The organism is Marinobacterium sp. MBR-109, assembly GCF_040547565.1.
In the GTDB taxonomy this organism is placed as follows: domain Bacteria; phylum Pseudomonadota; class Gammaproteobacteria; order Pseudomonadales; family Balneatricaceae; genus Marinobacterium.
On the sequence record NZ_JBEPPZ010000002.1, the window covers coordinates 148,807 to 161,585 of the forward strand.

The 12,779-nt window shown below is 55.8% G+C and carries 12 protein-coding genes; 8 read left to right on the top strand and 4 right to left on the bottom strand.

Going from position 1 to position 12,779, the window contains the following annotated elements:
- The first annotated feature begins 56 nt into the window (after positions 1–56).
- Positions 57–758, top strand: a complete 702-nt coding sequence (gene pxpB / locus ABIE60_RS03715) for a 5-oxoprolinase subunit PxpB (RefSeq protein WP_354467863.1) — start codon at positions 57–59, stop codon at positions 756–758.
- Positions 758–1,702, top strand: coding sequence for a 5-oxoprolinase subunit C family protein (locus tag ABIE60_RS03720; protein ID WP_354467864.1), 945 nt, complete (start codon positions 758–760; stop codon positions 1,700–1,702). Before pxpB ends, ABIE60_RS03720 begins: the two co-directional genes overlap by 1 nt.
- Here ABIE60_RS03720 and ABIE60_RS03725 read toward each other — a convergent pair.
- The 3 genes from ABIE60_RS03725 to ppsA form a co-directional block, all read right to left on the bottom strand.
- Entirely contained in the window at positions 1,696–3,216 is a 1,521-nt protein-coding gene (locus ABIE60_RS03725; protein WP_354467866.1) for a sensor domain-containing protein, read from the bottom strand. The genes ABIE60_RS03720 and ABIE60_RS03725 overlap by 7 nt on opposite strands.
- A 134-nt stretch (positions 3,217–3,350) precedes the next feature.
- Positions 3,351–3,533 (bottom strand): tRNA (uracil-5-)-methyltransferase, encoded by a 183-nt coding sequence (locus tag ABIE60_RS03730; RefSeq protein ID WP_354467868.1) that lies wholly within the window; start codon positions 3,531–3,533, stop codon positions 3,351–3,353.
- 84 nt (positions 3,534–3,617) lie between these two features.
- Positions 3,618–5,957 (bottom strand): phosphoenolpyruvate synthase, encoded by a 2,340-nt coding sequence (gene ppsA, locus ABIE60_RS03735; RefSeq protein ID WP_502914941.1) that lies wholly within the window; start codon positions 5,955–5,957, stop codon positions 3,618–3,620.
- 246 nt (positions 5,958–6,203) lie between these two features.
- Here ppsA and ppsR point away from each other — a divergent pair, with 246 nt between their 5' ends.
- From ppsR to ABIE60_RS03755, 4 genes are all read left to right on the top strand, one after another.
- Positions 6,204–7,022 (top strand): posphoenolpyruvate synthetase regulatory kinase/phosphorylase PpsR, encoded by an 819-nt coding sequence (gene ppsR / locus ABIE60_RS03740; RefSeq protein ID WP_354467871.1) that lies wholly within the window; start codon positions 6,204–6,206, stop codon positions 7,020–7,022.
- 73 nt (positions 7,023–7,095) lie between these two features.
- Positions 7,096–7,662, top strand: coding sequence for an elongation factor P-like protein EfpL (efpL, locus tag ABIE60_RS03745; RefSeq protein WP_354467873.1), 567 nt, complete (start codon positions 7,096–7,098; stop codon positions 7,660–7,662).
- 81 nt (positions 7,663–7,743) lie between these two features.
- Positions 7,744–8,667 carry a phenylacetic acid degradation operon negative regulatory protein PaaX gene (gene paaX, locus ABIE60_RS03750; RefSeq protein ID WP_354467875.1) on the top strand — a complete coding sequence of 308 codons (924 nt, stop codon included), beginning with the start codon at positions 7,744–7,746 and terminating at the stop codon, positions 8,665–8,667.
- A gap of 32 nt (positions 8,668–8,699) precedes the next feature.
- A complete protein-coding gene (locus ABIE60_RS03755) occupies positions 8,700–9,290 on the top strand; it encodes a DUF2889 domain-containing protein (RefSeq protein WP_354467876.1) in 591 nt (196 codons plus the stop codon).
- 22 nt (positions 9,291–9,312) lie between these two features.
- On the opposite strand, the gene paaY is transcribed toward ABIE60_RS03755, so the two are convergent.
- Positions 9,313–9,930, bottom strand: a complete 618-nt coding sequence (paaY, locus tag ABIE60_RS03760; RefSeq protein ID WP_354467878.1) for a phenylacetic acid degradation protein PaaY — start codon at positions 9,928–9,930, stop codon at positions 9,313–9,315.
- 165 nt (positions 9,931–10,095) lie between these two features.
- Between paaY and ABIE60_RS03765 the strand changes: the two genes are divergently transcribed.
- Positions 10,096–10,641, top strand: a complete 546-nt coding sequence (locus ABIE60_RS03765) for a hydrolase (RefSeq protein ID WP_354467879.1) — start codon at positions 10,096–10,098, stop codon at positions 10,639–10,641.
- A gap of 145 nt (positions 10,642–10,786) precedes the next feature.
- Positions 10,787–12,733, top strand: a complete 1,947-nt coding sequence (locus ABIE60_RS03770) for an acetoacetate--CoA ligase (protein WP_354467880.1) — start codon at positions 10,787–10,789, stop codon at positions 12,731–12,733.
- Positions 12,734–12,779: the final 46 nt, after the last annotated feature.

Sequence of the window (12,779 nt, forward strand, 5' to 3'; positions counted from 1 at the left end):
TTTTGCATGTAAAATGATGCTGTAAATCCCAGAGCCCTCACAGAAGGACAGGCGCAATGCTGTGGCGATATGAGATTACCGGAGTTGACACCATCACCCTGCATTTCGGAGACCAGATCGGAGTGGAGCTTGCACAGAGGATCCACAGGGCAACCCGGCAGTTGAGAACACGGCTTGGCAACCGCTTGATCGATAGTGTGCCCTCCTACACCACCATTATGCTGCGCTACGATCTGCTGCAGGATGACCTGGCCAGCCTGATCGCCACGGTTACGCCGATACTCGCATCCCTGCCGGATGACACCGATGTGGAAGACTCCCCGCTGGTGAACATCCCCGTGTTCTATCACCCCTCTGTCGGGCCAGACCTGGAGCGAATTGCCGGGCGTGCCGGCATCAGCACCGAGCAGGTCATCGAACTGCACACGGCGCAGACCTACCATGTTTTTGCCATCGGCTTTGCGCCCGGTTTTGCCTATCTGGGTGAAGTGCCGCAAAGCATTGCAACTCCACGCCTTGCCACACCGCGCCACCGGGTACCTGCCGGTTCTCTTGGCATTGCGGATACACAAACCGCAATCTATCCGCTGGACTCTCCCGGTGGCTGGAATTTGATTGGACGCACACCACTGGTCATGTTTGACACCCGGCGTGAGCCCAACAGCCTGCTTCAGGCAGGTCAACGTGTGCGTTTTCGCTCCATTGATCGCGATGAGTATCTCGCGCTGGGTGGTGAACTGGACGGAGGCTTTGCCTGATGACAACCGATTTGCCCGGCCTGAGCATTATCAAGCCCGGCTTTATGACCTTGCTGCAGGACTCGGGCCGCCGCGGCGTTATGCATCAGGGGCTGGCCTGCGGTGGCCCGATGGATCGCCACGCCTGGGCCTGGGCCAATCGGCTGGCGGGTAACCCCTGGCATACAGCGGCACTGGAGATCAGTTTTGGCGGTTTTGAATGCGTGGCAGAAACTGCACTTCAGCTCGCCATAACCGGTGCGGATACTCAATTGCATGTCAACGGGAGGCCACAACCCTGCTGGACGGCCCTGAATCTACATCCCGGAGACCGCCTGGTGCTGGGCCGCCCTGTGGCCGGCGTTCGTTCCTATCTGGCGGTGCAGGGCGGCTTTGCGCTTAATCCGGGGCTCGGTGGCAGCAACTCGACACTGGTGCGTGAAGGCACAGGTGGCCTGCAGGGTGACGGCTCTGCGCTGCAGGCCGGTGATCATCTGCCCTGCAACCCTGTGAAATCGCGAGGCATACAGCGTCAGATGCCAGAGCAATGGCTGCCGGACTACACTGCCCCACTCGTGCTGGATGTGATTATGGGTGCGCAGCTGGACCGCTTCCCGTCCTCAACACTGCACCGGTTTTTCAGCAGTTGTTATATGCTGACACCCCGCAGTGACCGAATGGGTGCACGACTGAGCGGGCCAGAACTTGAGCATCACGGGCAGGCATTGATATCGGAAGGGATCAGTCTGGGAGCCATTCAGGTGCCCGCGGACGGGCAGCCGATTATCTTGTTGCAGGATCGCCAAACCGTCGGCGGTTACCCCAAACTGGGTGCCGTGACGCCCCGAAGTCTGGATGCCCTGGCGCAACGCATGCCCGGCAGTGAGATCCATTTTCAGCCGATTGCGTTACATGAAGCACAGGAACGGGAAAGGCGTTTTTTGGCGTTTTTTCAGGATCAATAGATATTCACGGTATTGCGCCCCGACTGCTTGGCCTGATACATCGCCTCATCCGCTTTACGGATCACCTCTGTTTGACTCAAGTCGTTTCCGGCAAACAGTGTTACACCGATGCTTGCAGTACACTGGTACACGACTGACTGCAGGCTGCCACCGTCCTGTACAAGCTTAAGTTCACAGGGTTTCTCTATGGTGGCTCGGATCTTTTCGGCCACCTGCCGTACCTGTTTGACTGCTGTATTGAAATCGGGACTCAATGTTTCCAGCACAATCACAAACTCATCACCGCCCAGCCGGGCTACCGTATCCCTGCTGCGTATACAGCGATTGAGCCGTTTGCCGATTTCAATCAGCAGCCGGTCACCCATGGCGTGGCCATACTGGTCATTCAACGGCTTGAAGTTATCCAGGTCGAGCAGCATTAGCGCGGTATAACCTGAAGCTGACTGCCCGGATGAAAGAACAGCGGCAAGCTTTTCATCCAGCAACCTTCGGTTCGCAAGGTTGGTCAAAGGGTCATAGTAGGCCAGTTCACGAATGGTGTTTTCAGCGCGCTTTTTTTCGATCGCGATGCTGGATAAGCGAGCGCAATGCTGGATGATTGCTATCTGTTCTTCTGTCGGTGCGGCAATTGTGCGGTGATAAATCGCAAACGTGCCCAGAACAGCGCCGCGGCCTGTCTTGATTGGCTGAGACCAGCATGCCTTCAAATCAGCTTGTGCCGCCAGCTCTCTGACTGTCGCCCAATAGGGGTGTGTTGAGATATCCTCAACAATAACGCGCTCACCGGTAAAGGCCGCGGTGCCACATGAGCCCATACCGTTCACGATCTCAACCTTTTCCAGTGCAGCATTGTAGAAATCAGGCAGGCTTGGGGCGATGCCGTTGCATAGATAACTGCCCGCAATATCGGTCTGCATAATGCTGCACAGCATGTCCGGGTACAGTGACTCGATACCCGTCACCAGTTCAAGCAGGATATCTTCAAGCACTGTGCTGCTGGCAAGCATTTCCAGAATACGGCTGCGAAAGCGTTCAAACTCTTCCGCTCTTTTTCGCTCCGAAATATCAATGATTAACCCCAGCAGGCCGCCCTGGCCATCACCCATGTCGAAGGTTTTTCGTTGATACAGGACTGTACGGGGCTTACCGTCGCTGAAGGCCAGCTCGATCTCTTCACGCGTCTCTCCGCGTTCCTGCAAAAGTTTCAGATCAGCCTGCTGGAACGCCTGGCGTGCAGCTTCAGGCAGGTAATCAAGGTCCAGAACGGTTTTGCCAACAAAATCCTCGCGCCGTATTCCAAATGCTTCTTCATATGCAGTATTACATGCAAGAAAGACAGCCTTATTATCCTTAACAAAAATGGGGTTTGGCAGCGCATCGAGAAAGGCGGAAAAAAGCATAAGCTGTTTTTTCAGTTCACGCTCGCTCTTGACCAGGCTATTGAGCAGCTGATCGACGGAAAGGCTGCTCTCAGGCGGGGTACCTTGAAATCCATTTGGCTCTGTATCATCCATAGTGTTGCCCAGACTCAGCTTTCACTTTACCCCCGAATAGAGGCAACCAGGTTCATGTTAATCAATAAAATTACACGCCTCAACGACTGAGCCGTTTACATTGAACCCTGTCGTCCATGCTCTAACCGATCAGATTAGCGTTTTTTTCCGGCGCGCTTTTTCTTGAAATAGTCCTTAACGGGGGTGGGTTTGTCCGGCAATGCGGCAGCGAACCGCTTGCGCATCGACTCTGCACGGGATTCTTTCTGCTGGTGCCGTTTTTCCTGTCGATGCCTGTCCCCGGCCTGATTGAAATCCACTACCCTGGTATCGGCCATGGTTTCTCCTTTTAAGGTTTGCCGTGGGATTAAAGTCGCCGGACTGTTGGCGGAAAGGCTTCGCTAGAGTCCGGCGACTTGGGCTCAGGCCCCCGGTTTTTCCTCATTGGCGAGGAAAAACCAGGTGTCCAGTACCGAGTCAGGGTTCAACGAGACACTGTTGATCCCCTGCTCCATCAGCCAGCGCGCCAGGTCCGGGTGATCCGATGGCCCCTGGCCACAGATGCCGACGTACTTGCCGGCCTTGCGGCAGGCATTGATCGCCATTGCCAGCAGGCATTTGACCGCTTCGTTACGCTCGTCAAACAGATGCGCAATGATACCGGAGTCACGATCCAGCCCCAGTGTCAGCTGAGTGAGATCATTGGAGCCGATGGAAAAGCCATCAAAATATTCAAGGAACTGGTCCGCCAGCAAGGCGTTTGATGGTATTTCACACATCATGATCAGGCGCAGTCCATTATCACCGCGTTTAAGGCCATTCTCGGCCAACTGCTCGACGACCTGTTTGGCCTCGCCCGGCGTACGCACGAAAGGAATCATGATCTCGACGTTGGTCAGCTTCATCTCGTCACGCACCCGCTTCAACGCACGGCATTCGAGCTCAAAGCAGTCCCGGAAGTTATCAGAGATGTAACGTGCCGCGCCGCGGAAACCCAGCATCGGGTTTTCTTCACTGGGCTCGTAGCGATCGCCGCCGATCAAGTGACCGTATTCGTTCGACTTGAAGTCGGACATTCGCACAATCACCTTCTTCGGGTAGAAGGCAGCCGCCAGAGTGGAGATCCCCTCAACCAGCTTGTCGACATAGAAGTCGACTGGTGAGGCGTAGCCACCAATACGGCGCTCAATCACCTGCTTGACGTCGCGCGGCTGATCATTGAAATTCAGCAGTGCCTTGGGGTGCACGCCGATCATTCGGTTAATGATGAACTCCAGTCGTGCCAGACCGACACCGGCGTTGGGCAACGACTGGAAATCAAATGCCCGATCCGGGTTGCCCACGTTCATCATGATATCGAACGAAAGGGTCGGCATCGACTCGACGCTGTTGCTCTGGTGTTCAAAAGCCAGTTTGCCTTCATAGGCACGACCGGTGTCGCCTTCCGCACAGGAGACCGTGACCAGCTGGCCATCGTTGAGTTTTTCAGTAGCATCACCACAGCCGACAATGGCCGGGATGCCCAGTTCACGGGCGATAATCGCCGCATGGCAGGTTCGGCCGCCACGGTTGGTCACGATGGCCGCCGCACGTTTCATCACCGGCTCCCAGTCCGGGTCAGTCATGTCGGTGACCAGTACATCGCCGGGCTGCACTTCATGCATGTCGTCCAGGCCATTGACCACGCGTACGATCCCCGAACCGATACGATGGCCGATGGAGCGCCCTTCAACCAGTACCTTGCCCTTTTCCTTCAGCAGGTAACGCTCAATGACAGTGCTTTTGCTTTGGCTGCGCACGGTTTCCGGCCGCGCCTGCACAATGTAAAGCTTGCCGTCATCACCATCCTTCGCCCACTCGATGTCCATCGGACGGCCATAGTGCTTCTCGATGATCACGGCGATACGTGCCAGCTCTTCCACATCGGCGTCATTAATGGAGAAGGTGTTGCGCTCAGCTTTCGGCACATCGACTGTTTCGACCGCCTTGCCGGTGCTGCCATCACCGGTATAGATCATCTTGATCGCCTTTGACCCCAGGGTGCGGCGCAGTATCGCAGGGGCGCCCTGAGCAAGGGTCGGCTTGTACACATAAAATTCATCGGGGTTCACGGCACCCTGAACCACGGTTTCACCCAGGCCATAGGCGGAGGTGATGAACACTACATGGTTGAAGCCGGATTCGGTGTCCATGGTGAACATGACACCGGACGCACCGGTTTCAGAGCGCACCATGCGCTGAATGCCTGCGGAGAGTGCGACCTCGGCATGGGTGAAGCCCTTGTGCACACGGTAGGAGATGGCGCGGTCGTTATACAGCGAGGCGAACACTTCCTTGATCGCCTGTTTGACGTTATCCAGCCCGCGAATATTGAGGAAGGTTTCCTGCTGGCCGGCAAAAGAGGCATCCGGCAAGTCTTCAGCGGTGGCAGAAGAACGAACGGCAACCGCGATAGCCTCTCCCTGACTCATCTCGGCCCAGGCCGCTTCAATGGCCTGATTCAGCTCAGGCTGAAAATCAGCGTCCATAATCCACTGGCGAATATTGCGCCCTGTTTCATTCAAGGCACGGGTATCGTTCGCATCCAGGGCATCCAGTGCCGTGTTGATGCGATCTGCAAGACCGCTTTGCGCCAGAAAATCACGATAGGCCTGCGCCGTGGTAGCAAAGCCACCGGGCACACGTACGCCGGCATCACTGAGCTGATGGATCATCTCGCCCAGAGATGCATTTTTACCGCCGACTTTGTCGACATCACCCATGCCCGCCTCTTCAAGGCGCAGTACATAATCCTGCAAAGCCAATTCTCCTGAATCTGAGCCGTTTGACGTAAGGATCATTGTTATTATTCTTGACCGGAAAAACCGGATGATACTGCAGATAGGCGTAAAAATCTTGGCCACTGCAAATGTAATTTTGCTACAAAACCAGAGGCGGTTTTATCTGCTAAAATCACCGCCCCGGCCTTGCCACCGGGCTCTCTAATTGTCGACACCCGAGGCTTACACATGAAACGGACCGCTTTTTTCATCTCCGATGGTACAGGTATCACTGCCGAAACATTGGGCAACAGCCTGCTTTCACAGTTTGAGGCGATCCGGTTTGAAAAAATCACGCTGCCTTATGTCGATACCATTGAGAAAGCCAAGGCCGTCGTTGAGCGCATTAACCGACAGGGGGAAGAAGACGGTAAGGCTCCCATTGTGCTCGATACTATCGTCAACGATGATATTCGTGAGCTGCTGGCCACCTGTGACGGCTTCAAGATCGACGTGTTCTCCACCTTTCTCAAGCCGCTGGAATCGGAGCTGGAAACACACTCTTCATACTCTGTTGGCAAATCACACGCCATCAACGAGATGGACCGCTACAAGGATCGCATCGACTCGGTCAACTTTGCACTGGACAACGATGACGGCGCACGTACCCGCCAGTACGACAAGGCCGACATCATACTGGTGGGCGTATCCCGCTGTGGCAAAACCCCCACTTGCCTTTACATGGCGCTGCAGTTTGGCATTCGTGCGGCCAACTACCCGCTTACCGAGGAGGACATGGAGGCCAATCGCCTGCCTGAAACCCTTCAGCTGCACCGGCAAAAACTCTATGGCCTGACCATTGATCCCTTTCAGCTGGCGGCCATTCGCCACGAGCGCCGTGCCAACAGCCGTTACGCCTCACTGGACCAGTGCGATTTTGAAATCCGTACCGTTGAGCGGCTGTTCCAGAAGGAAAACATCCCCTGTATCAACACCACCAATTTTTCCATTGAAGAGATTGCGACCCGTATCATTAACGAGTCCGGGCTAAAGCGCCGCATAAGCTGACGGACTACTGTGCCGCAGCTGTTTTTTCTCATAAAATGGGGCCCTGTTTCTCACTTCTGTGTGGAGTATCACCATGCCCAAAGCGGCAGATGTCAAACGCGGTAATCTGGTTGAAATCAATGGCCAATACATGCTGGTACAGCAGATCGATGTAAAGAGCCCGACAGCACGCGGCGCCCAAACCCTGTATCGGATGCGCTTCAGCAAGCTGCCCGGTGGCGGCAAGTATGAAGAAACCTTCACCGGCGACGACATGCTCAAGGAAGCCCAGCTGGAACGGCGCAAGTGCTCCTACCTGTACAAGGAAGGTGACCTGTACACCTTTATGGACTCGGAAGACTACAGCCAGTACATGATCAACGCCGACGCCATAGAGGCCCAACTGCCCTATCTGATGGACGGCATGGAAAACATCATGGCGCTGCTGGTCGAAGGCAAGGTGATGACCATTGAAGTGCCCGGCACTGTGGTGATGGAGATCATCGAAACCGTGCCGGGCATGAAGGCTGCCAGCGCGACCGGTCGTACCAAGCCGGCCAGGTTTGCAACCGGCCTTGAACTGCAGGTGCCCGAGTTTCTGGAAGCGGGCGAAAAGGTCAAGATCAACACTGAAACGGGCAAGTACCTCTCGCGCGCCTGAGGTTTGCAGGGGTTTTCCTTGATGCCCGCCCCGGGTTCAACATAGAATCCCCTGCTTCTTAACGTAAATGATACATTTTTGATGACCAGACTGCGCTGTATTGAAGAACTTGTTCAGGAGTTCCAGGAACAGAGGCCCATCCGAGGCGGATCGCTGATCATCACCATCTTTGGTGATGCCATCGCGCCCCGTGGCGGTACCGTGTGGCTGGGCAGCCTGATCAACCTGCTGGAGCCACTGGGCCTGAATCAGCGACTGGTGCGCACTTCCATCTTTCGCCTGACCAAAGACGGCTGGCTGACCTCCAATCAGATTGGCCGTCGCAGCTACTACACCCTGACCGATTCCGGTCGGCGCCGCTTTGAAAGTGCCTTTCGTCGCATCTACGCTGAACTCTATCCCGAGTGGGACGGCAAGTGGGACATGGTGCTCGCCACCCAGCTGGATAACGAGCTGCGCAAGGTACTGAAAAAAGAGCTTGAGTGGCAGGGTTTTGGCAATATTGCACCCAGTATCATGGCGCATCCGATGGCGGATCAGCAGGAACTGTACAACACCCTGCAGGAGCTGTGCGTTCAGGCTGAAGTGATCCATATGCGCGCTGAAATGGTGGGTACGACTCAAACCTCGGCTGCGCTGAAACAGTTGGTGCACGAATGCTGGAATCTGCAGCAACTGGCAGAGGACTACAAACAGTTCCTTGACCGGTTCCGCCCGATTCTGCGTGCATTGGAGTCCGCCGAAAATCTTGAACCGGAACAGTGTTTTCAGCTGCGCACACTGCTGATCCACCATTATCGACGACTGCTGCTGCGTGACCCGCTGCTCCCCGAGAAACTGCTCCCTGCAGACTGGGCCGGCACCTCTGCACGCGTGCTGTGTCGCAATATCTATCGCCGCATATACGCCGGAGCCGATCAGTGGCTGGCTGTCACCCAGGAAACCGCTGATGGCCCTCTGCCGGAACCTGCCCCCCGCTTCTATAAACGCTTTGGCGGCCTTTAAGCCGTCAATGCCAGCAAACCGAGTGACGAACGATGCCCCTGCCCCCTGCTGAAGACCGTGAATTGCTGCATACCCGTTACATCACCTGCAAGGGCTATAGACGCCATGATGGGCTATGGGATGTGGAGGGCGAACTGGTAGACCTTAAGAGTTTTGACCTGCAGGTTATTGAGCGCAACGATGGCATCATTCCCACCGGAGAGCCTCTGCACAAGATGGCACTGCGACTGACCGTTGATTACGACCTGCTGATTCATGATGTTCAGGCCAGCATGGACTACACGCCCTTCAAGCATTGTCCGAGTATTGCCGACAATTTTCGCCGCCTGATCGGTCACCGCATTGCACCCGGTTTTACTCGCCTGACCCGTGACTTGCTGGGTGGAACCCAGGGCTGTACCCATCTGCTTGAGATGCTGGGCACCATGGCGACCACGGCCTATCAGACCACCCATCAGGAACGCGAGAAGCGGGAAGATTTCGGCATTGGTGGCGAAACACCGCCGCCAACGCTGAACACCTGCCACAGCTTTGATACCAATGGCCCGGTGGTGCAAAACTACTGGCCCCAGTTCTATACCGGCGATCAGCCCGGGGATGAGAAAGATACGCCGCACTCCTGAACCGCGGCGTATTAACCACTGCTTAATCCTTGCCTGAACGCTGCTTGAGCTCGGACAGAGGGATCACGCTGTCATCAAAACTCAGCCGCTTGCGGTCTGGCTCCACCTCGGTCAGCGGCTCCACTTCCTGCATGGTGTTCAAGCTGCGGATCGTCAGATCCTGATACTGACGTGTCCCCATGCCCTTCCATTCGATCTCCTGATCACTCAGCTCGCGAATAATGCGCGCAGGTGATCCCGCCACCAGCGTACGTGCCGGAACTTCGAACTTGGCCTTGACGAATGACATGGCCGCCACAATGGCGGACTCGCCAACCACTGCATCATCCATGATCACGGCATTCATCCCGACCAGTGCGTTACGCTTGATGACGCAACCGTGCAGCACGGCGCCATGGCCGATATGACCATCTTCCTCAATCACGGTATCGGTACCGGGGAAACCGTGCATGACGCAGGTATCCTGAATGTTCGCGCCCTCTTTCAGCACCAAACGACCAAAGTCACCGCGCAGACAGGCCGCCGGCCCCACGTAACAGCGCGGACCGATGGTTACATCCCCAATCAGTACAGCGGTCGGATGTACATAGGCCGTTGGATCAATCACCGGGGTAATGCCGTCAATGGAATAGACTTTCATAACAGACTCCATGGCTACTGTTGTTCTGATTATCAGCATTAATGGCTCGGCAGGCTACCATATCCCTGCCGAGATGCCATATCGACAACGCTGAATTGATCCATCCGGTTTCCCTAAAACCACTCCAGCCGCTATGCTGCAACAAAAACGCAGCGAGGAGACACCATGCTGATTCATCCTGACAAATCCTGCCTGCTGGTGATCGATATTCAGCAGCGCATGGCGCCGGTCATTCATGAGGCTGACCAGATCGTCAGCAACTGCGAATGGCTGATCAATATCGCCAACCGGCTTGAAGTGCCTGTCTTGACCACCGAGCAGTATCCACAGGGTTTGGGTGCCACACTGCCACAACTTCAGGCAATTCTGCCGCCTGAAAACGTGATGGAGAAAGTTCACTTTTCCGCCATGTCCGACCCCGAACCCAACCGACGCATCAATGCCGGCAAGCACAACCAGGTGATCCTGATCGGCATGGAAACCCATGTGTGCGTGCTGCAAACCGCCATTGAACTGAAGCAGCAGGCACGTGAGGTCTATGTGGTTGAGGACTGTGTGTCATCCCGCTCACCGGCCGACAAGGCGGCTGCTCTGGCACGTTTCCGTCAGTGTGGCATTTATGTAGTCACCCGTGAAATGGTCGCCTTTGAGTGGCTGCGCCGTGCCGGCACTGACACCTTCCGTGAGATAAGCCGCGAATACCTGCGCTAAACCATTCAGTAATAACCCCTACCCCCTTGACTAAAACCGGCAGATCCATGAAAGTTTACGTTAACGTAAACTTTTGGCTGCCTGCTTCTGTTTTGTGCATACAGCCGACTCACCATAACAACAAGAGAACAATCAGGAGAGGTCGATGACTGAGCCACTCTGGGCACCCGATGAGGCACGCTGCCGGGCTACCCGCCTTTATGATTTCATGCAGACTCTGAACCAGCGCCATCAGCTCGATCTGAACAACTATCAAGCCCTGCATCAGTGGAGTACTGAGCACAGCGAGACTTTCTGGAGTGACCTGTGGGATTACGCCGGGATTATCGGTGACAAGGGGCTGCGTGTGCTGGAGCATCCCGAACGCATGCCCGGTGCTCGCTGGTTTCCTGATGCGCGACTGAACTTTGCCCAAAACCTGCTGCGCTACCGGGACCAAAGGCCTGCCGTCATTTTCCGCGGCGAGGACAACACCCGAATAGAACTGAGTCATGCCGAGCTTTACCTTCAGGTGGCGCAACTGGCGAGTGCTCTGCGGCGCGAGGGGGTTACCCGAGGTGACCGCGTCTCAGGCTTCATGCCCAATATTCCGGCGACCCTGATCGGCATGTTGGCAACCGCCTCCATTGGCGCCATATGGAGCTCCTGCTCACCGGATTTCGGCATCAATGGCGTACTGGACCGTTTTGGTCAAGTTGAGCCGAAAATCCTGCTGACCACGGATGGCTACCGCTACAACGGTAAGCGGCTCAACAGCCTGGAGCGGGTACAGGGGATCGCTGATCAACTGCACTCGGTTGAAAAAATAGTTGTGGTCCCCTTCCTTGAAGCCACACCCGATATCAGCACCCTTGATCGCGCGGTACTGCTGCCGGACTTTGTAGACACGCAAGCGAGCGAAATCGAATTTGAGCCATTGCCGTTCGATCATCCCCTGTATGTGATGTACTCCTCGGGTACGACCGGTGTCCCCAAATGCATTGTACACAGTGCCGGGGGCACCCTGATTCAGCACCTGAAGGAACATATCCTGCATACGGATGTGGGCCGTGACGACCGTCTGTTCTACTACACCACCTGTGGCTGGATGATGTGGAACTGGCTGGTATCCGGGCTCGCAACCGGTTGCACCCTGATGCTGTTCGACGGCTCGCCCTTTGCCCCCCGCCCTTCCATTCTCTGGGATATCGCCGAACAGGAAGGGATCACGGTATTTGGCACCAGTGCAAAATACATTGCAGCGCTTGAGAAAGCCGGCGTTAAACCTCGTGAGAGCCATAATCTGGAAAAACTGCGCGCAGTGCTGTCGACCGGCTCGCCACTGGCGCATGAAAGTTTTGAATATGTCTATCGTGACATCAAGCAGGAGCTCCAACTGTCATCCATTTCAGGCGGTACCGACATCGTCTCCTGCTTTGCGCTGGGCTGCCCCATCCGGCCGGTCTACGCCGGTGAGTTGCAGTGTCGAGGCCTTGGCATGGCAGTGGAGATCTTTGATGACAACGGCAAACCTGTACGCGGCGAGAAAGGTGAGCTGGTCTGCACCCGCCCCTTCCCATCCATGCCGATCGGGTTCTGGAATGACGAAGATGGTCAGAAATACCATGATGCTTATTTCGGCCAGTTCGACAACATCTGGGCACACGGTGACTATGGCGAGATTACCGAACATGATGGCCTGATCATTCATGGACGCTCCGATGCCGTGCTTAACCCCGGTGGTGTACGCATCGGCACGGCCGAAATCTACCGTCAGGTTGAAAAGGTGGACGAAGTACTGGAAAGCCTCTGTATCGGCCAGCCCTGGGACAATGATGTACGGGTCGTCCTGTTCGTGCGACTCAAGGAAGGCTTCAATCTCACCGATGAGCTGGTCAAACGGATCAGGGACACCATTCGGGCCAACACCACCCCCCGCCATGTACCCGCCAAGGTGATACAGGTAGCGGACATTCCGCGCACCATCAGCGGCAAGATCGTCGAACTGGCAGTGCGTAAGGTGGTATTGGGAGAAGAGGTCAAAAACAAGGATGCGCTGGCCAACCCCGAGGCGCTGGAACTGTTCCGTGACCTGCCTGAGTTGCAGAGCTGACACACCAGTAAAGCGCCGAAACAGCTTCGGCGCTTTACTGTTTACG

Bases quoted from the DNA above. Each gene is read 5' to 3' on its own strand.
- paaX (WP_354467875.1), top strand. From the start codon at position 7,744: ATGACCAGACTGCGCTGTATTGAAGAACTTGTTCAGGAGTTCCAGGAA.
- paaY (WP_354467878.1), bottom strand. From the start codon at position 9,930: ATGAAAGTCTATTCCATTGACGGCATTACCCCGGTGATTGATCCAACG.
- ppsA (WP_502914941.1), bottom strand. From the start codon at position 5,957: ATGGGTGATGTCGACAAAGTCGGCGGTAAAAATGCATCTCTGGGCGAG.
- ABIE60_RS03765 (WP_354467879.1), top strand. From the start codon at position 10,096: ATGCTGATTCATCCTGACAAATCCTGCCTGCTGGTGATCGATATTCAG.
- ppsR (WP_354467871.1), top strand. From the start codon at position 6,204: ATGAAACGGACCGCTTTTTTCATCTCCGATGGTACAGGTATCACTGCC.
- ABIE60_RS03725 (WP_354467866.1), bottom strand. From the start codon at position 3,216: ATGGATGATACAGAGCCAAATGGATTTCAAGGTACCCCGCCTGAGAGC.
- pxpB (WP_354467863.1), top strand. From the start codon at position 57: ATGCTGTGGCGATATGAGATTACCGGAGTTGACACCATCACCCTGCAT.
- ABIE60_RS03720 (WP_354467864.1), top strand. From the start codon at position 758: ATGACAACCGATTTGCCCGGCCTGAGCATTATCAAGCCCGGCTTTATG.
- efpL (WP_354467873.1), top strand. From the start codon at position 7,096: ATGCCCAAAGCGGCAGATGTCAAACGCGGTAATCTGGTTGAAATCAAT.
- ABIE60_RS03770 (WP_354467880.1), top strand. From the start codon at position 10,787: ATGACTGAGCCACTCTGGGCACCCGATGAGGCACGCTGCCGGGCTACC.
- ABIE60_RS03730 (WP_354467868.1), bottom strand. From the start codon at position 3,533: ATGGCCGATACCAGGGTAGTGGATTTCAATCAGGCCGGGGACAGGCAT.
- ABIE60_RS03755 (WP_354467876.1), top strand. From the start codon at position 8,700: ATGCCCCTGCCCCCTGCTGAAGACCGTGAATTGCTGCATACCCGTTAC.